This is a genomic window from Paenibacillus sp. T2-29 (assembly GCF_052921365.1).
This window is the reverse complement of record NZ_JBREVE010000002.1, coordinates 415,675-434,835: the sequence shown is the minus strand read 5'-3', so window position 1 is coordinate 434,835 and position 19,161 is coordinate 415,675. Positions and strand designations below refer to the sequence as shown.

13 protein-coding genes and 2 pseudogenes are annotated in these 19,161 nt (G+C 46.1%); 11 read left to right on the top strand and 4 right to left on the bottom strand.

Annotation, left to right across the window (positions count from 1 at the left end):
• Positions 1-110: 110 nt before the first annotated feature.
• Positions 111-386: pseudogene (locus ACU1JV_RS07740) on the bottom strand (transposase); the annotation flags it as partial.
• On the opposite strand from ACU1JV_RS07740, the pseudogene ACU1JV_RS07735 reads away from it, so the two are divergent.
• Positions 387-521: pseudogene (locus ACU1JV_RS07735) on the top strand (ISL3 family transposase); the annotation flags it as partial.
• A gap of 13 nt (positions 522-534) precedes the next feature.
• Here the strand turns inward: ACU1JV_RS07735 and ACU1JV_RS07730 are convergent.
• Both ACU1JV_RS07730 and ACU1JV_RS07725 read right to left on the bottom strand, forming a co-directional pair.
• Positions 535-2,253 carry an ABC transporter ATP-binding protein gene (locus tag ACU1JV_RS07730; RefSeq protein ID WP_413985711.1) on the bottom strand — a complete coding sequence of 573 codons (1,719 nt, stop codon included), beginning with the start codon at positions 2,251-2,253 and terminating at the stop codon, positions 535-537.
• A complete protein-coding gene (locus tag ACU1JV_RS07725) occupies positions 2,253-2,816 on the bottom strand; it encodes a GNAT family N-acetyltransferase (RefSeq protein WP_413985712.1) in 564 nt (187 codons plus the stop codon). Before ACU1JV_RS07725 ends, ACU1JV_RS07730 begins: the two co-directional genes overlap by 1 nt.
• 304 nt (positions 2,817-3,120) lie before the next feature.
• On the opposite strand from ACU1JV_RS07725, the gene ACU1JV_RS07720 reads away from it, so the two are divergent.
• From ACU1JV_RS07720 to ACU1JV_RS07705, 4 genes are all read left to right on the top strand, one after another.
• A complete protein-coding gene (locus ACU1JV_RS07720; RefSeq protein ID WP_413985713.1) occupies positions 3,121-3,963 on the top strand; it encodes a MerR family transcriptional regulator in 843 nt (280 codons plus the stop codon).
• A gap of 423 nt (positions 3,964-4,386) precedes the next feature.
• A complete protein-coding gene (locus ACU1JV_RS07715; RefSeq protein WP_413985714.1) occupies positions 4,387-5,802 on the top strand; it encodes a deoxyguanosinetriphosphate triphosphohydrolase family protein in 1,416 nt (471 codons plus the stop codon).
• Between the two features lie 71 nt (positions 5,803-5,873).
• Positions 5,874-6,818, top strand: coding sequence for an MsnO8 family LLM class oxidoreductase (locus tag ACU1JV_RS07710; RefSeq protein ID WP_013369802.1), 945 nt, complete (start codon positions 5,874-5,876; stop codon positions 6,816-6,818).
• 21 nt (positions 6,819-6,839) lie between these two features.
• Positions 6,840-7,826: an RNA methyltransferase gene (locus ACU1JV_RS07705; RefSeq protein ID WP_413985715.1), complete on the top strand. Its 987-nt coding sequence runs from the start codon at positions 6,840-6,842 to the stop codon at positions 7,824-7,826.
• Positions 7,827-7,830: 4 nt separating this feature from the next.
• On the opposite strand, the gene ACU1JV_RS07700 is transcribed toward ACU1JV_RS07705, so the two are convergent.
• Positions 7,831-8,787: a D-2-hydroxyacid dehydrogenase gene (locus ACU1JV_RS07700; RefSeq protein WP_413985716.1), complete on the bottom strand. Its 957-nt coding sequence runs from the start codon at positions 8,785-8,787 to the stop codon at positions 7,831-7,833.
• Between the two features lie 225 nt (positions 8,788-9,012).
• Here ACU1JV_RS07700 and thpR point away from each other — a divergent pair, with 225 nt between their 5' ends.
• From thpR to ACU1JV_RS07670, 6 genes are all read left to right on the top strand, one after another.
• A complete protein-coding gene (thpR, locus tag ACU1JV_RS07695; RefSeq protein WP_025678637.1) occupies positions 9,013-9,579 on the top strand; it encodes an RNA 2',3'-cyclic phosphodiesterase in 567 nt (188 codons plus the stop codon).
• 111 nt (positions 9,580-9,690) lie between these two features.
• The gene (locus ACU1JV_RS07690) at positions 9,691-10,503 is read left to right on the top strand and encodes a cell wall hydrolase (protein ID WP_058710832.1); all 813 of its coding nucleotides are present in this window, start codon (positions 9,691-9,693) and stop codon (positions 10,501-10,503) included.
• Between the two features lie 169 nt (positions 10,504-10,672).
• Positions 10,673-11,356 (top strand): metal-dependent hydrolase, encoded by a 684-nt coding sequence (locus ACU1JV_RS07685; protein WP_413985717.1) that lies wholly within the window; start codon positions 10,673-10,675, stop codon positions 11,354-11,356.
• 460 nt (positions 11,357-11,816) lie between these two features.
• A complete protein-coding gene (gltB, locus tag ACU1JV_RS07680; RefSeq protein WP_413985718.1) occupies positions 11,817-16,415 on the top strand; it encodes a glutamate synthase large subunit in 4,599 nt (1,532 codons plus the stop codon).
• 321 nt (positions 16,416-16,736) lie between these two features.
• A complete protein-coding gene (locus ACU1JV_RS07675) occupies positions 16,737-18,374 on the top strand; it encodes a sensor histidine kinase (protein WP_413985719.1) in 1,638 nt (545 codons plus the stop codon).
• A 116-nt stretch (positions 18,375-18,490) separates the two neighbouring features.
• Positions 18,491-19,135 carry a response regulator gene (locus tag ACU1JV_RS07670; protein ID WP_013369811.1) on the top strand — a complete coding sequence of 215 codons (645 nt, stop codon included), beginning with the start codon at positions 18,491-18,493 and terminating at the stop codon, positions 19,133-19,135.
• The last annotated feature ends 26 nt before the right edge of the window (positions 19,136-19,161 follow it).

Sequence of the window (19,161 nt, the reverse complement as noted above, 5' to 3'; positions counted from 1 at the left end):
TGAAAATTAGGCATCAGTATCTTAAGCCTGAGCGAACAGCATTTTAGCTCGGTTTCTCCTTTGAATTCAAAAAATGGACAGACCTGCAGAATTTCTGTTGAATCAAAAATTTAAGCGGTAGCTTTCTTTAATGGACGGGCCATGGCTAACGCAGAAGCAAGCAACACAATGGCATTTAGGTATTGGTGAGTGGTCACCTTTTGAATCCCCCAGATGTGCATGGCATCTGCGGTCAAATAGGTTTTCATCCGAGAATTACAACGTTCCACGCTCGTTCTTTTGTTGTATAGTTCTTTCCAACGTTGCGTATCTCGGTGCGGACTTGAATAGCGGCGTACACCCCTTTTTATATCTACCTTGACGACCATCCCATAGTGGGAGGATGAAGGACTTACCTAAAAGCCCACCATCGCTTACTCAATCCGCCTGCGGAATCGCTGGTAGAGGAGAGCCGTACCCGACTGGAGACGCTACTAACCTTCTCCCCGCTGCTTCGCAGCGTATGGGAATGGAAGGAAGCAATGATCCTATAGTCTAATCTTCAGTCAAACGAACATTATGCCAAAGTTGTTGATAATACGGATGTGTTTTTTGTAATGCTTCATGTGTGCCTTGACCTGACAGGCGTCCTTCTTCAAAGACAAGGATTTGGTCTGCACTTGTAATCGTGGATAATCGATGGGCGATGATGATCGTCATCCGGTTTTTCGTTAACGCTTGAAGGGCAAGCTGCACTTCACGCTCTGATTCGTTATCTAAGTTCGATGTCGCCTCATCAAGTAATAAGATTCTCGGATTTCGTAAAATCGCACGAGCAATCGCAATACGCTGTTTTTGACCACCTGAAAGCTTAATACCTCCTTCACCAACCTCTGTATCGAGGCGTTTGTCCAGCTGCATGACAAAATCATAGGCATAGGCTGCTTTTAATGCGGCAAGTACCTCTTGTTCGCTTGCTCCATTCGTCCCGTACATGACGTTGTCACGAATCGTTCCATTTAATAACGGTGCATTTTGACTTACATAGCCAAACAGCCCACGCCACTCTGTTAAGTTAAATTGCTCAATGTTTTCGTTACCATACAGTATCGCACCTGATGTCACGTCATAAAATCGTTCAATAAGGGAGAATATCGTCGTTTTCCCACCACCACTTCGGCTGACAAAGGCGGTCGTTTCATTCGGTTCTAACGTAAATGTCATGTCATTTAATACATACTTTTCATTATATTTAAACGATACGTTTTGGAAGTGGATAGGTAGTGGTGTAGCAGATACTGGTTTCCCGTCTTGTACTTCACGCTTCACATTGAGTGCTTCAACAATACGCTCTGTCGCACCAAGTGTTTTTTGTAAATTGGTAAAGAACGTCGCCATTTGTGTAAATGGCATAATAATTTGCACTAAATAAATCATAATGGCAACAAGCTCGCCTGAAGTGATTGCTCCTGTTGCTACCTGTGAGCCGCCATAGCCGAAAATCGCAATCAATACGACCATCATGAGTAGCGTCATCAGTGGCGAAAGAATCGCAACAATCTTCGCTTCCTTTAAACCGTACTTGTACAGCTGCTGAATTTGCTTTTTACCGCCTGCTAGCTCCTGCTGCTCCGTTTGCGACGCTTTCACAAGACGAATATTCGATAAAATACGTCCTAATCGTCCGCCAAAGCCTGCTAGCTCATCCTGATTTTCTACTGAGATGGCATACATTTTTTCGCCTAATGGATACGTCACAAAAATTGTCAGTGGCACAGCAATCAGGAGTAGCAATGTCATTTTCCAGTCAATCCATAGTAAAACAACAACGGCACCGAGGATCGCAAATAGTCCTGACACAAAGGACACGAGCTGCTCGGTCACAAACTCCTTCACGACATTTGTATCCTGCGTAATGCGGCTCATCGTTTCGCCTGATTCATGCGCATCATAATACGATAAACGTAAATGTAGCATATGTTCCCATACTTCTGTCCTTAAATTCGCGACAACCTTTTCACCTAAACGGCGCATCAGATAAAACGCAATGGCACTTAACATCGCTTGCACAATTAAAATCGCAATGACTGGCAAGAGTGATGTTACGGCAAAACCCGCATCTGAAATTTGATTAATGAGCTTCATCGTTAACAGGGGAACAGCAAGCCCAGCTGCTACCTCCACTAAACTAATGAAAAATAAAAAGACTAATTGCCCCTTCGCCATTTGACTGCGATTCATCAATGCCCAAAGCTGTGAGACCTTTCCTTGCATTACGCTTCACTGCTTTCTTTTGTCATGACCTTTTCAAAACGGAAAAACTCATAATCTGTATCAGATTCAGGCTCTTCTCCTTCAATACTCGGTCCTGGATTGCCTCGGTGATAAAACTCCACAATTTTAAAGCCACATTTATTCACATAAAAATGGATGTTCCGCTTTTCAAAATACGGTGTATGTAACTCCCAAACCTTCGTCTTTGGGAACGCTGCTTCTATCGCTTCCCATGCCTTTGTACCAAGACCTTTGCCGTGTGCATTAGCCTTTGTATACAAGAAGTCCACTTCGTTTCGCTGTGTATCGGGATTAATTTTTAATACGATGCCACCGATTCTTTCGCCATTTAGTACAATTTGACGCACAATTGAATCTTTTGCAGTAAGTGAATGCTCGAAATCCTCATCGGATGGGATTGGTCCCATTTCTGTTGGATCCTCTGCTTCTTGAAAACTATCTTGTAACCCTTTCATAAATGCCTCTTGTAATTCTTCCTTAAATATTGCTAGCTCTTCCTGCGGTACAGGGGCTATCGTAATTTGTTCATTTTGTTTTGTCATCGCTAAAACACCTTTCTCTTAAACTGATTAAAATATTCGTCCGATTGTTAAAAATAGTAGACTCCAAAGTAAAGCACTCACCCCAGCATATAGCATGTACGATTTTAGAGGCATATATAAAAACCGCTGCGTACCCGTAGTTTTCAATTAATTGATCAATATACCCCAGGGCACTCTTCCTCATCAACCTAAGTGCGTTCAACACCTTAGTAATTGCTTGTCTCATTTATGTTTTCGTGTTATGTTCGCAAGGAATAGTGTAAGGTATGGAGTAACTCTAGAGTAAAGAAAGAAGTGAAAAGAGATGAAAAATACATTCGAAAAAACATATTTGACAGGTGAATTTGCCAAGTTACTTGAAATCAATAAAGATACACTGCTTTATTACGATAAAATCGATTTATTTAAGCCTGCAGGCACCTTTGATAATGGCTATCGCTACTACACATTTGAGCAGTTCGATCAATTTGTAGCGATTCAATCGCTTCGTGCAGTTGAGGTACCGATTAAAGAACTCAAAACGTATTTTGACGCGCCTAACGTACAAGCGTTACAACAATTAGCAATGGAACAGCAAGAAAAAGTGGCAATGGAAATTCAAAAGTTACAAGATATTCAGTTTTTCCTAGAACGAACGGTTGCCCTGACAAAAGAGATGGAAGAAGTATCATTTGGAGAAGTATTGATGAAGCAATTACCAGCCGAACCTGTTGTGTATAGCGACGAGAAAATAGATTGGTCGTCGTTATCAATGGAGGAACTTTACGAGCAAACTACGCCATTTTTAAAAAAGCTTGGGATTAAAAGTACAGCCGCATACGGTACTGTGTATACAAAAGAAGATTTTTTAAATAAGAAGTTTGAAGGCGTAAGCTACCTATTTTGTCGCCTAGATGACCCGTCAGCAAGAATGAAACCAGCTGGACACTACGCGGTCATTTATCATCAAGGACCTTATGATGAAATCTCACAGACTGAGACTTATAATACGCTACTCGCTTATTTAGAACAGGAGCAGTTGGCGTTAGATGGTGATATTTATGAGGAATATTTACTGCACTCGATTGCAGCAAAAGAGGAAAAAGATTATATTACAAAAATTAGTGTGAAAGTAAAAACGCGTGAGGCAAGTTATCAACCTCTTTAAAGCTTGTTATACTTTACGTCTATCTTGCTAGATAGGCGTTTTTAATTTTTCAAAATCTCTCTCAACAACAAGCCTGATAATTAGGTACATAATTAAAATGATAGCATTAGGGGGCAATTCAACAGGTCTTAGTTAATAAATAATCTTCAACAATCGGGCGCGTTTATGAAGTAACGCTGTAGAAAATTATCAAACTCAAAACCATTAAATATAAAGTCTAGTTTTATTTTATTATGCTATTTACCCTATATTAAGTTTTTTTGGACTTGTTTTTTTATTACTCATCGTCTGAACACTGGCTTGGCTTGATAGGCGATAATGCGCTAGTTTGACGCTTACATATAAATGAAACTCATGTGAGCTTTCCTGAGGCGTGAAAAAAATGTATAATCACTCCAATTGAGTACGTAGGGAGTGAGCTTTATGACATGGCAGGACAAGAGAGAGCATCGGCAATTCGCGGAACAGACACGAAGCGACGCTTCACGGGCAGCATATGAACGGGATTACTCCCGATTGATCCATTCACCGACTTTCCGTCGATTGCAGGGGAAATCACAAGTATTTGGCGCAGGCACAGGCGATTATTATCGCACACGGCTGACACATTCTTTGGAGGTAGCGCAAATTGCGCGTGAGGCAGCACGAAGCTTGCTGCGCCGTCATCCAGAGGTAGAGTTGGAACAGGCTGATAACGCAGGACTGATTATTGACCCTGAGGTGGTGGAGTGTGCATCGATAGCACATGACTTTGGCCATCCACCGTTCGGACATAAGGGAGAAGAGGTGCTGGACGGGATCTTGGATCAACTGATTGAGACGAAGGTAGAAAAGATATCATCCGCCGGAGGCTTCACGCCAGAGTCCAAGCGTGGACAGGAGGCCTATGCGCGTGAGCGACGAATTTATGAGCATTTTGAAGGGAACGCACACAATTTCCGGCTGATTATGTTTTTGGAGAAGCGTGAGAATGTGGATGGCTTGAATTTGTCTGACGCTGTGCTGCTCGGGATCAACAAATACCCGTACCCAGGAATTTTGAACAAAAAAGGGTTGTACCTGCATGAGTGGGAATATATACGTTCTATTCGCGAGGATTGGGGCATCCCTGACGGAAAAAAAACGCTGGAGGCCCAGCTCATGGATCTCTGCGACGATATTGCTTATTCCGCGCATGATCTGGAGGATGGGATTAAGGCAGGGAAAATTGAGGTACACGAGCATTTCTTATATGATCCATATTTGATTCGTCTGATTACGGAGAAAATTACCACGTTGGAGGATAGCTTCTGGCAAGGCTGGCAGCTGGCTGAGATTGAGCAGAAGGTAGCGGCAGTGCTGAGCGAATTTTTGAAGGTGTGGAATGGCAAGATGCCGATGTGTGAACACGATTATTCTCGCACCCGCCGTGAAGTGAAGGCATACTGGGTTAGCCTGTTTGTCAGCAGCTTAGGTGTAATTGATGATGGAAACTGGAAAAAGGTAACCTTCGTACGGGATGAAAGCGAAGATTTGGATATGCTACGCACGGTGAGTGTATTGAAAAGCTTTGCTTGGGTCACCATGATCCGCGATCTGCGCGTACAGCGTCTGCAAAAACGCAGTGAATGGATGCTCAGACGGTTATGGTTGGCTTTTCTGGACCCTGAGACATCCAAGTCCATTATTCCAAGCGACTGGCTCCAGCGCTATGAGCGCGACCAGGCCAAGGCGAAACCGATCTGGACATGGGAGCATATGGTCATTGACTATATTGCAGGCATGACCGATGCTTTTGCTGAAAAAATTTATAATGAGTTATATGGCCTGAAGGTAGGTTCTATCTATGACCTGGACTAACGTTTTAATTTAACCCTATATAGTAGAAGAAACTTGTTTAGAACGGATAGAAGGGAGAGAAAAAGGCGCATATGCAACCTCAGTCTTTAGCTACTAACTCGTTGAATCTCGGTGTGCTTGATATGGTACCGCTGCTGTCCGGCAATCGCCCGGAGCAAGCAGTTCAATGGGCGGTAAAGCTGGCGAAACAGGCGGAAGCATGGGGATATACACGCTACTGGACCTCCGAGCATCATGACATGGAGGGGCTGGCTTCTTCCAGTCCAGAAGTGCTGTTGTCTCATATCGGGGCGGTGACGACGACCATCCAACTGGGTGCGGGTGCTATTTTGCTCCCACATTATAGTCCAGTCAAGGTCGCCGAATGGTTCCATCTGCTGGCAGCTCTCTATCCGGGCAGAGTCGAATTGGGCCTGGGGAGGGCCCCTGGTGGGGGACCTCATGCTTCGATGGCACTAAGCGGCAATTTTCTTCAACATGTGACCGAGCTGCCACAGAAGATGGAAGCTCTATTGGCATTGTTGGAAGGCTCATATGAATATGAACAGACCCCCGTGTTTGCCCGTCCAATGCCAGAACAGCCGCCAGCGCTGTGGATGCTGGGTACCAATCGAAAAAGTGCCGAATATGCTGCGCAGTATTCAACGGGCTATGTATTCGGCCAATTTATGAGTGAACAACATACGGAAGAAATGCTAAGTATTTACCGCTCCAGCTTTCAGCCGTCCACACGGATGGACAAACCACGTACTATGGTTGCTGTAGGAGCAGTATGTGCCTCGACAGATGAGTTGGCGCAGCAATGGGCTGCTCAGATTTCATTAGGCGATCCGGCGATACGGGCCAGTTGGCTGGTAGGAACACCATCGCTTATTGCCGAACGGTTGCGTAGCTTGCAGGTCAAATATGATAATGATGAGTTTCTGTTGGTCACGCCCATTCCCGATTATGAGCAGCGGCTTCATTCCTACCAACTGATAGCGGAGACAGTGAATTGTAGTCTTGATTCCAAATGAAAAAATGAAAAGAGATCTGACATGAATAAACACAAAATTAATACAGATGAAATGAAACCAAGCTACATATATACCTATGCGTGTCATGAAACCGAGCGTGAGTTGTGTCTTTTGGAACTAAAATGCTTGTTCGGTCAGCAGCCTGTGCATAGTTCCATGCTGTTGTCCCATCTTCGGCTGGAGCCGGGGACCAGTCCGTTTATCCATCTTCGTCTGGATATCGTCACCGATGCGGACACGCTGGAAGAGCTATGCGAAGCGGCCTCCAGGTTACAGCTTGAGGAAGGAAAGACCTTTAAGGTCCTGTGCCTTAAAGAAGGGGACAATGAGGCTGACTATGACGAGCGGCGCGGGATAGAACGCCGGATTGGCGCACGTATTCAGGGGCAGGCGCAAATGAAGACACCGGATGTAATCCTAGGAGTCATACGAGTAGGAGAGCGATGGCTAATGGGCATATGCGAGTATAGCGACAGATCGTGGCAGGAACGTCGTCAGAAGCCGCAAAACTATTCTACTGGCCTACCCGTTCTGGTAGCTAGAGCACTTGTGAATTTGGCAGCAAATGATCGATCTGCATCTAAGGGAAAGTCAGACTCCTTGAAACTGCTGGACCCGTGTTGTGGTATGGGCAATGTGATGATTGAGGCATTGAGTATGGACAAGAATATTCGCGGCTGTGATATCAATCCGTTGGCGGTACGTGGGGCACGAGTAAATTTACGTCATTATGGGTATGAAGAAGATCTGGTGAAACTGGGGGATATGAATATGCTCGCAGGCACATACGATGCGGCTATCTTGGACATGCCCTATAACCTGTGCTCCGTGCTCCCTGCTGAAGAACAAAAAAAGATGCTGCGCAGTCTGAGACGCCTGGCCGCGCGGGCAGTGATCGTGAGCACGGAGCCGATGGCAACATTGCTATCCGAGTCAGGTTGGACCATTACGGAGCAATGCCGTATATATAAGACAGGTATGAGTCGGGAAATCTGGATCTGTAAGTAGCTTGTTAATACTGGGTTTTGTAGTTAACCAAATTCAGCGGCAGCTCCTGACCAGTAGCATAGGCTTTCAAATTAGTAAGAAAAATATCTACCGCTCGTTCAGCATATCGGTCTGTATCCCCTGCAATATGTGGCGTAATCAGGACATGCTCCAGGCCCCATAATTGATGTGACGCAGGTAGCGGTTCTTCCTCGAATACATCCAGTCCGGCAAACGCAATATGTTTTTGTTCCAACGAGCGTACCAGCGCATCTGTATGAACAGTCTTGCCGCGACCGACATTAATGAAGAAGGCTCCTTTACGCATCGCTGCAAATGCTTTTTCGTCAAAAAAGTGATGGGTCTCTTCAGTGAATGGTAAAATATTAACTACAATATCCGCAACGCCCAATGCTTCATGTAATTGTTCGTTTGTGTACATGTGTTCTACATGGGGAGCTTCCTTGCCGGAACGGCGAACCCCGATCACCCGCATGCCAAAGGCTTCTGCAATTCGAGCGGTTTCACGACCAATTTCGCCAACACCTGTAATCAATAGCGTTTTGCCACGTAATTCCGTCAGTTGACCTTCCGGTGGCTGCCATGTTTTCTGACGCTGCAAGAGAGCCGCTTGCTGTAAATAACGGGTATGCGATAGCAGCATTCCAAAGATCTGCTCTGTGATTGGAATCGCATGCACACCACTCGTATTCGTGAGTGCTATGTTGCGCTGTTCCAGTTCGGTAAGCGGGAGCTTGTCAATCCCAGCCGACCAGGTTTGTATCCACTTCAGCTTGCTGTCTGGATGTAATGCCTCCTCGGCAATATGCTTGGACCAGCCTAGAATAACCTCGGCCTCACGGATTTGTTCAGACTCCAATTCCTGGGCTTTGCCAATAATCAACTCGTAGCCCGGAGCCGCTGCACGAACCTGTTTTTTTTGATCTTCCGTCAGTTGATGTAAACTTAAAATGCTTCCCATGATTCATAGCCTCCTCGATGTTTGATTCCTTGGAGTTTCCAATATATTCTGGCGAACCATCCCTTCAAGGATAACAGATTGCCGGAAAATTTGCATAATAAGGGTAGAAACAAGCTCGCGGTGTCATTATATATAACAACAAGTGGCTTTACCCTGATTAGGGACCAACAAACAGCTACTTTTTGGGATAGGTACAGGATATTTATAAGAAAGGAGAAGAGGTTGATGAAAGATGAATCGCAAAGGCTCTTTACAGCGATCGCTCTCCCGGACGAGCACAAGAAGAAGTTACGTCATTGGGTGGAGCAGGATTTGAATCATTTGTCTTTTCGCAAATGGAGTGATTTCAGAGATTATCACGTGACACTTCAGTTTCTGGGTGATGTGGAGACCTCGGTTATTCCAAAACTTGAGCAGGCTTTAGTTCATGCTGCAGCTGAGCATCGCCCGTTCACGCTTGGCATGGGTGAAGCGGGCTTTTTTGGACGTGAAGACTTTCCGCGTGTACTGTGGAGGGGGGTGACCGGACAGCGAGAGTCGCTGGATCAGTTGCACCAGTCGATACTTCGAGCTACCGAGCCGCTGGGTTTTAAACCCGAGGAACGACCTTATCGACCCCATATCACCGTAGCACGTTCGTATACAGGAGGGGAGCCTGTTTCAGCATCTATGTGGCAGTCAAATGACCGAAGCGGCGAGCCTTGGGAAGTGGGGGAATTTGTGTTATATGCAACACGAATGGGGCAAAAACCAATGTACCAAATAATTCAAACATTCCCATTAATGAGGTGAAACCCTTGATCTATCAGCAAATTTAGTGATATAGTGTTTCAGCGTTATTCAAAAAGCGCATTTTGGGTTACATATCTGAGGAATGTGCTTAAAGTTAACGGGAGGAACATTATGGAAATCGTTAAAGAACATCGTTGGTTTGCACCTCTTTTGAGTGTGCTGCTTGTTTGTATATTGGGGATAGGCCTCTACGCTGAGGTTCAGCAAACACAGAATAATCATAAAAATGCACCTATGCAATCTCTGAGCTGGTCAGGGAACACTTCGATTCCTACATATGGCGACAGGATGGGGACCCATAACGGGTCAAATAGGACAAGCCCCATCTTTGTCGCTGCTCATGGGCAGCCAAGCTGGAAAGAAATCATGCCGACTCCGTTACCCGCTTCCCAGATGAAGCAGGTGGAACAAGCTCGGAATAACGCTGTTACAGGCAAGAAAAAGCCTGAGGTCCAGCATAGCAAGTCCGCAATCCTAACCCCTCCTACAACCATCTACTTTTCGAAGACAAAAATGCTCACTCAGGATGACAAGGCGTTGTCTACCTGGAGCTATCCTGTCTCCGCTAAAGAACTGCTCCTGCTGCAAAAAATAGTGATGGCAGAAGCAGAAGGCGAACCGTACGAAGGCAAAGTGGCAGTTGCCAACGTTGTCTTAAACCGGCTGCGGTCAGCCTCATTTCCCGATACGATTCAGGCAGTGATTTATCAAAAAGCGCAATTTAGTCCGGTTGCGAACGGGCGTCTTCGTCGTGTTCAGCCTAACCAGGACTGCATCCGTGCAGTTACGGCTGCTTTGAATGGTCATAAAGCCGTGCCTGATAACACCTGTTTTTTCCTTTCGCTTACGTTGGCCCAGGACCTTACGGTTCATCATTCGCGTACCAAGGTGAAGACAATCGGTCATCATACCTTTTATAAATGAGCACTTTGTATAAATCCCATGAGCGACAAATAACAGCCCTTTCTAAACAACAGGGTTCAGCTTTGTGAGCGTATTTTGTGTGCGCAGGTGAAGCCAGTATGCAAAAGAGGTATAATTGGTAAAGGAAAGTAACCTAAATAATGAAAGTGATAAAGGAGACGTAAATGTTATGAAAATCACATATTATGGACATTCAGTTGTGTTGGTGGAGGCAGAGGGGAAACGGATTATTATCGATCCTTTTTTGACGGGGAATCCTAAAGCAACCATACAGGCCGAAGATATTCAGGTGGATGCAGTGCTGTTGACACACGGTCACGCCGATCATTTTGGGGATGCAGTTGAAATTGCCAAGCGCAATGATTGCCCCGTGATCGCGGTGGCGGAACTGGCTGAATATTGTTCAACCTTGGGGACCAAAGCTCACGGTATGAACCTGGGTGGTGGTCACCAATTTGACGGTTTTCATGTGAAATTTACGCTGGCGTTCCACAGCTCCTCTTTGACAGTGAACGGACAAACCATCTACATGGGAGAGCCAGCGGGGATTTTATTGACCATGGGAGGCAAAACATTTTTCCATGCAGGGGATACTGGCTTGTTTGGCGATATGCGTCTCATTGGAGAAACCAACTCCATCGATGCCGCAGTATTGCCGATCGGAGATGGTTATACAATGGGACCGGAGGATGCTTTGCTGGCAGCGAAATGGCTGCGGGCAAGCCGCGTGATACCGGTGCATTACAATACTTTTCCCGGTATAGAGCAGGACGGAGATGGCTTCTGTGACCGTCTTCATAAAGAAGGTATTGAAGGGAAAGCATTGAAGCCCGGCGAAAGTCTCGAATTTTAATACGGTTTATCGCTTTGCGGGAATATACATGATGGTCCGTATGTACATCAGAATTCTTTGTCAGCCTTTTCTATTCTTTAAGGGATAGAAAAGGCTGACTTTTTAATGAATATTTATACATAAAAATGATATATTCTTGCATTGATACGTTGAAGCTGTAATGTAAAAGATTTATTATCACAATCATAAAAACTTTGAATTGCTAACACAATAGGTCAATGATAAAATGATAGAACTAATTAGATTCATCAGTGGAATCGACGTGTTTTTCAAGTCAAGCCATTGCATAATTATTGAAAAACATACGCATTCGGCGGACCGTACCGCCTTGAATACGTTTTATGTTTTTGTCCCCCATTCCTCGTAGTTGTTCTTTGATTTACCTCTTGTTGCCACTGTCTTCTATTCGGCCGCCTGTATTTCAGGCCAGCATGACTTTATAACAGAAAGGTTGCGTTCCATGAGACAGACAGGTTTACCACCCAAACAGGGACTATATGATCCCCAATTCGAAAAAGACGCCTGCGGCATGGGCTTTGTTGCCCACATCAAGGGAAAACCATCGCACGATATTGTAAGTCAGGCTTTGACCATGCTCGTAAACATGGAGCATCGGGGCGGTCAGGGAAGTGAACCAAACTCCGGTGACGGAGCAGGGATCATGATTCAGGTTCCTCATTTGTTTTTTCAAGAGGAAGCAGAGCGATTGGGCTTCAAATTGCCAAAGGCCGGACATTATGGCGTAGGCATGCTTTTTGTATCCAATGATTCAAAAGTTCGTGAGATGCATGAGCAGAAGCTCAGAGAAATCATTATGGACGAAGGTCAAAACTGTTTGGGCTTTCGCGATGTTCCAACTTATGACGAAATGCTGGGTAAATCGGCAAAAGCAGCTAAACCAGGTGTGCGTCAGGTGTTCATCGGCCGCAGTAGCGATTTGAAGGAAGAACTGGACTTTGAACGGAAACTGTATGTCATTCGTAAACGTGCAGAGCTTGCTATTCGCTATAACCAAGAGGATATGAATGGTGAGTCGTTCTATATTCCAAGTTTGTCATGTCGCAAGGTTGTATACAAAGGAATGTTGACAACCGAGCAGGTAGGCAAATTTTATCTGGATTTGCAGGATGAGCGAGTGACATCGGCGATTGCGCTGGTCCATTCCCGTTTTAGCACAAATACGTTCCCGAGCTGGGATCGTGCGCATCCTTATCGTTTTATGATTCACAATGGTGAAATTAATACCATGCGTGGCAACGTAAACTGGATGCATGCGCGTCAGGCACAGTTTGAAAGTGAAGCGTTTGGTAACGATATCAAGAAGGTAAAACCTGTCATCAACCCAGATGGCTCGGATACAGCCATGTTTGATAATACGCTGGAGTTTCTGTATCTGAGTGGCCGTTCGCTTCCTCATGTAGCCATGATGATGGTGCCTGAGCCTTGGAACAAGCATGAAACCATGGATCCGAAGAAGCGGGCATTTTATGAATATCACAGCACCATGATGGAACCGTGGGACGGACCTGCTGCGATGGCGTTTACAGACGGTATCCAAATCGGGGCGATTCTTGACCGCAACGGCCTGCGTCCTGCACGTTACTATGTGACCAAGGACGATCTGATCGCACTGTCATCTGAGGCGGGTGTATTGGATATTGCTCCTGAAAATGTGCTTTATAAGGATCGTCTCCGTCCAGGGCGTATGCTACTGGTGGATACCCAAGAAGGCCGCATCGTTTCTGATGAAGAGTTAAAGGAACGTATCGCATCCGAAGAACCCTATCAGCAGTGGCTGGATGAGCATTTGATTGATCTGGATGATCTACCTGAAGCACTGGAGCAGCCAGAGCCGAAGCATGAAAATGTAAATCAGTTGCAGCTCGCTTTTGGGTATACGTTTGAAGAACTGCGCAAACTTCTGGAGCCGATGGCACTTACAGGTGCGGAACCGATTGGCTCAATGGGGTATGATGCTCCACTGGCGGTATTGTCTGACCGTCCGCAACGTTTGTACAATTACTTTAAACAAATGTTTGCTCAGGTTACCAACCCGCCAATTGACGCCATTCGCGAAGAGATAGTGACGTCAACCGCAACGACGATTGGACCAGAGCGCAATTTACTACACCCAGAACCGGAAAGCTGTCGCCAGATTCGGTTGGATTCACCGGTGTTGTCTAATGAAGAGTTTGCTAAAATTCGTCACGTACACCGTCCAGGCTTCAAATCCATGACCATTCCGATCTTCTTTGAAGCAAAAGAAGGTGCTGAGGGCTTATACAAGGCGCTGGAAGGACTGTTTGAGGCAGCTGACCGTGTCATTGACAAAGGTCATAACATTCTGATTCTATCTGACCGTGGAGTGGATGCGGAAAATGCAGCCATTCCGGCGTTGCTAGCTGTATCCAGCTTGCATCACCATCTGATTAAGCAGGGTACACGCACACGTGTGAGCATTTTGCTGGAATCCGGAGAGCCAAGAGATATTCACCATTATGCGGTGCTTTTGGGCTACGGTGTGAGCGCGGTTAATCCGTACCTGGCGTTTGAAACGCTGGATGTCATGATTCAACAGGGCTTGCTGCGCGGCATCTCACACGAAAAGGCAGTTAAAAATTATATTAAAGCGGCAACCAAGGGCGTCGTTAAAATATTGTCCAAAATGGGTATTTCCACGATTCAGTCGTACCGTGGAGCGCAAATTTTCGAGGCTGTAGGTCTGAAGCAGGATTTTGTTGATCGTTATTTCACCTGGACACCTTCCCGCATTGGCGGTATTGGTCTGGAGGAAGTGACGATGGAAGCGCTGGCCCACCATAACCGTGCTTTCACTGATAAGGACGGCAATGACAAGGTGCTTGATTCGGGCGGTGAATACCAATGGCGCAACGATGGAGAAGAGCATTTGTTTAACCCGCAAACGGTACATTTGCTCCAGCAATCGGTTCGCTCTGGAGACTACGAGCTTTACAAGAAGTACACCAAGCTGGTACAGGGTGAATCTGAACAACATTTGACGATCCGTTCCATGCTTCAGTTGAAGCCTGCTGGTGAGCCTGTGCCGCTGGATGAAGTGGAATCTGCTGCATCGATTATGCGCCGCTTTAAAACAGGGGCTATGTCTTTCGGCTCCATTAGCCAAGAAGCGCATGAAGATTTGGCGATTGCAATGAATCGAATCGGTGGCAAAAGCAACACGGGTGAGGGCGGGGAGAACCCTGCGCGTTTTATCCCGGATGCTAATGGCGATTCACGTCGCAGTTCGATCAAGCAGGTGGCATCTGGCCGATTTGGTGTAACGTCGAACTACTTGGTGAATGCCGATGAAATTCAGATCAAAATGGCGCAAGGCGCGAAGCCGGGCGAAGGTGGACAACTGCCAGGACGCAAGGTGTATCCTTGGGTCGCCGAGGTACGCGGTTCCACGCCAGGAGTAGGCCTGATTTCGCCACCACCGCATCACGATATTTATTCTATCGAGGATTTGGCAGAGCTCATCTACGATCTCAAAAACGCCAATCCACGTGCTGACATCAACGTAAAGCTGGTATCAGAGGTAGGTGTAGGCACGATTGCTACAGGGGTAGCCAAAGGCCGTGCTGACATTATTCTGGTCAGCGGTTATGACGGTGGTACAGGCGCTTCCCCGCAAGGCTCCATCCGCCATGCGGGTATGCCTTGGGAGCTAGGGCTGGCTGAGACGCATCAGACGCTCATGCTGAACAACCTGCGCGACCGGGTGGTGCTGGAGACAGACGGCAAAATGCTGTCTGGACGTGATTTGGTAGTAGCTGCCCTGTTGGGTGCGGAAGAATACGGCTTCTCAACAGCGCCACTCGTAGCGTTGGGCTGTATTATGATGCGGGTATGCCAAATGGACACCTGTCCGGTTGGTGTGGCTACGCAGAATCCGGAGCTGCGCAAAAATTATATGGGTGATCCTGCCCATGTGGTGAATTTTATGCGTTTCATCGCAGAAGATGTCCGTGAAATTATGGCGGAGCTGGGATTCCGCACGATTCAGGAAATGATTGGCCGTACGGATTGTCTGGATACCGTGAACGCCGATTCGCATTGGAAGAAGAAGGGTGTAGACCTGAGCTTGCTGCTGCATGTTCCTGAGTTGGAAGACGGAAGTGTACGTTACCGCGTACAACGTCAAAACCACGGACTGGAAGAAACACTCGATATGCTGAAGCTTGTACCGATGGCTGCGGAGGCACTGGAGAGCGGAACGCCTGTAGAGGGTACCTTGCCTATTACAAACGTGAATCGGGCAGTAGGTACGATTCTGGGCAGCGAGGTCACACGTAAGTATGGGGCGGCAGGTCTGCCTGAGGATACGATTCGCTTTAACTTCATTGGATCGGCAGGTCAGAGCTTTGGAGCGTTTATTCCGAAAGGCATCACGCTGAGCGTGGAAGGCGATAGCAATGATTATGTCGGTAAAGGGCTATCTGGTGGTAAAGTTATTGTAAAGAAATCTCACAAAGCGACCTTTAAGGCAGAAGAGAACATTATTATCGGAAATACAGCCTTGTATGGAGCGACCAGCGGTGAAGCTTATATTAACGGAATCGCAGGCGAGCGCTTTGCCGTTCGGAACTCCGGCGCACGTATTGTTGTTGAGGGTGTTGGTGATCATGGCTGCGAATACATGACGGGCGGACGTGTAGCTGTATTGGGTGGAACCGGACGGAACTTTGGAGCCGGGATGTCCGGAGGTATTGCATACGTCTATGATCCTGAGGGGACGTTCCTGAGCCGTTGTAATCTGGAAATGGTGTTGCTAGAAGATGTGGAAGATCCTGCAGAAGCAGCGGATTTGCGCGGCTTGATCCAGCGCCATGTCACTTACACGGGTAGTGAAGCGGGACAACGTATTTTGGATGAATGGCAGACTGCGATTCAGCAATTTGTACGGGTGATTCCAAAGGATTACAAGCGTATGGTTGAACAGATTCAAAAAGAAGAGGCGACCGGTTTGAGCGGGGATGAAGCTCTACTGGCAGCATTTGAGGCCAATATGCGTGAATTGGCGCGTACCGGGGGCTAAAAAGCAGATCGCCAAATTCACTAAAAGGACTTGCTGAATACCGCTGTTATAGTCACGGCGGTACCAGCAAGTCCTTTTTTCAGGCTTACAAAAATGTGATTTATCACCTTGACAAACGTCATAAATTCTGACATTACCCCCAAAATGTTTTCCTGAAACGGTAAATATGTTATAAAAAGTACCAAATTTTTTGGAATGTAACCGTTTACGTAAGAGTTTATGTCTTGTTATTTATTTTTGGATTGGTTATGATTTTTTTAGAGTACGCAAACAAACCTAATATGCCCATCGTCCCTTCAAAACACAGAATAGGGTGACAGGATGAAGTTGAAGAAGTCAGCAGAAGACAAAATGATTTTTTTATACCGTTATGTATCATTATCTTTAACATCACTTGTTTTTCTGTTCGAAACATCTAAATTAATGGTATGGCAGAAGCTATTACTGATTGTTTTTCTATTTTTATCCGTTACAGCATTTACTTGGATTTACCGTAAATACAGACTTCATGATATGGTATTGAAATGCAGTATTGCGCTAGAAACCGCAGGGATCATTTTGCTGTTATTCCCAACCGGAGGGATAAATAGCCCGTTCAAATGGTATGTGATTACTCCCATGCTGGTAGCTTGTGCTCATCTATCCATGAGGTACAGCTGGACGCTCCTACTTTCTTATATCGGTTTGGTGCTCACATTTTGTTATATCTTTTTTACACCAGGTCAATATTTTTTGTGGGATCTTATACTGCAGAACATTAATTTGTTTCTGGTATTGATCGTAACCACAATGGCAATGCAGGTTATTCGCGTCATGAAGGACGAACTGAAGGTGGCTAAAGAACAAGCCAATGAGACGATGGATCATATCAAGTCGATTTATCACATCATGGAGACGACCAGCCATAATGAGGCATTAAATCTGGGTCAGGTCATCTCGGATTACACTGTCAAGCTAACCAAGCAGAGCCGTGCATTTTTCTGGCTGGATAGTCAGGAGGAAGATGCACCGGCAAGCAGCCAGACAGGCTGGACGGTAGAAGAAGAGGAGCAGCTATTCGAAGAACTGGAGAATTACCGGGAGGAGTTCAGGGAAGAGCGCGAACCATTTTTCAGACATCTGCCGGAATGGGGCGACTTTCTCATGATCACCGTACCGATGACGACCCGCTTTGTAGCGACGATTGGCCTCAAGCTGGGACCGGATCAGAGTTTGACAGGAAGACGCTGGCTTGTGCAACAACTGATATTCTTAGCTGAGCTGAGTGCTGTGTTTTTGGAACGCTATGAGCTGGAGCGCATTGAGAATCAGTTGATTGTGACGAATGAGCAGAACCGGATTGCAAATGAAATGCATGACAATGTTTCACAAAGTCTTTTTGGTATTGTGTACGCAACCCATTCTCTCCGGCAGACTTGGTGCCATCAGCCTAAGGAGCAGGTGGAGGAGCAAATTGATTTAATTCAGCAATCGGCCAATCAAGCAGTTAGAGAGCTGAAGGGGGCAATTCATAGCCTAAGCTCGAAAAAAAGCGGAGGCTCAACTTGGTTGGGTACGGTGAAAAGCCATCTGCATACACTCTCCAAGCTGAACCATGTACAAATTGATTTTGATATCCATGGTGATCATTATTCACTTCCGTATTTGTACCAAAAGGCTTTGTTCCGCATCATTTCCGAAGCGGCGGGGAACGCAATCCGTCATGGATTGGCCAAGCGAATTGATGTGAAGTTAAAATTGACGCCCCAAGTGATTAGACTGTCTATTCATGACGACGGAGTAGGGTTTGAGACGGCGAGAATGGTAGCAGGAGGTGAGGCGGTCAGTGCAGGCGGGGGCCTGGGCATGATGAATATGGAATATTTAGCTCAATCGATGGGAGGCGAATTTGATATTTCAAGTCGAATCGGAGAGGGAACACAGATCCGATTGTCCATTCCGGTAAATGCTTATGAATGAGGATTTTGCAAAATCCTTGAATACAATGTGTGAACATTCTGCAATACAAAATCTGCGGTAACAATCGGATACATAGGGATTATGCAAATCCTGAACTGTAGACAGGAGGCCGAATCATGAAAATTGTCATTGTCGATGATCATCCTTTAGTACGGAAAGGACTCGCTGCGGTTATATCCATGCAGCCTAATGTTCAGTTCGCGGGAGAGGCCCAGAATCAACAGGAAGCACTTGCAGTGATCGAGGAAACGGATCCAGATTTGGTGCTGCTGGATTTGAAATTAGCTGATGAATCAGGTCTGGATATTATCAAGATAGCGCGCGGACGCGGGTTCAGAAGCAAATTTATTTTGCTGACCTCTTCTGCAACACGTGAAGATTTTCTGAAAGCGGAGGAAGCCTCTGTGGACGGTTATGTGCTTAAGGAGGCTTTGCCTGAGGAATTAATTTACGCGATTCATCTTGTCAACAAAGGACGCAAATATTATGATCCGGCTATTCTCGAAAATAAGCTACGTGAAGATGCGGGCAATCTCACGGACGACCTGACACCAAAGGAAAAAGAAGTGCTGGTCGAGCTGGGGCAAGGGGCTTGCAATCGTGAAATAGCATCCCGTTTATTTATCAGTGAGTTCACCGTCAAAAAGCATGTCAGTCAGATCTTGGCCAAGCTGCGACTGGCAGATCGTACGCAGGCAGCATTATATGCCAATGCGATTGGTCTAGCGAAGTACGAGCCAACCAATATGATGATGCGCTAACCCCATAAGCTACGCAGTAGTTTCAT

Excerpts from the sequence above, each read along its gene's own strand:
- ACU1JV_RS07720 (WP_413985713.1), top strand. The coding sequence starts at position 3,121 with ATGAAAAATACATTCGAAAAAACATATTTGACAGGTGAATTTGCCAAG.
- gltB (WP_413985718.1), top strand. The coding sequence starts at position 11,817 with ATGAGACAGACAGGTTTACCACCCAAACAGGGACTATATGATCCCCAA.
- thpR (WP_025678637.1), top strand. The coding sequence starts at position 9,013 with ATGAAAGATGAATCGCAAAGGCTCTTTACAGCGATCGCTCTCCCGGAC.
- ACU1JV_RS07670 (WP_013369811.1), top strand. The coding sequence starts at position 18,491 with ATGAAAATTGTCATTGTCGATGATCATCCTTTAGTACGGAAAGGACTC.
- ACU1JV_RS07710 (WP_013369802.1), top strand. The coding sequence starts at position 5,874 with ATGCAACCTCAGTCTTTAGCTACTAACTCGTTGAATCTCGGTGTGCTT.
- ACU1JV_RS07705 (WP_413985715.1), top strand. The coding sequence starts at position 6,840 with ATGAATAAACACAAAATTAATACAGATGAAATGAAACCAAGCTACATA.
- ACU1JV_RS07730 (WP_413985711.1), bottom strand. The coding sequence starts at position 2,253 with ATGCAAGGAAAGGTCTCACAGCTTTGGGCATTGATGAATCGCAGTCAA.
- ACU1JV_RS07685 (WP_413985717.1), top strand. The coding sequence starts at position 10,673 with ATGAAAATCACATATTATGGACATTCAGTTGTGTTGGTGGAGGCAGAG.
- ACU1JV_RS07715 (WP_413985714.1), top strand. The coding sequence starts at position 4,387 with ATGACATGGCAGGACAAGAGAGAGCATCGGCAATTCGCGGAACAGACA.
- ACU1JV_RS07675 (WP_413985719.1), top strand. The coding sequence starts at position 16,737 with ATGAAGTTGAAGAAGTCAGCAGAAGACAAAATGATTTTTTTATACCGT.
- ACU1JV_RS07725 (WP_413985712.1), bottom strand. The coding sequence starts at position 2,816 with ATGACAAAACAAAATGAACAAATTACGATAGCCCCTGTACCGCAGGAA.
- ACU1JV_RS07700 (WP_413985716.1), bottom strand. The coding sequence starts at position 8,787 with ATGGGAAGCATTTTAAGTTTACATCAACTGACGGAAGATCAAAAAAAA.
- ACU1JV_RS07690 (WP_058710832.1), top strand. The coding sequence starts at position 9,691 with ATGGAAATCGTTAAAGAACATCGTTGGTTTGCACCTCTTTTGAGTGTG.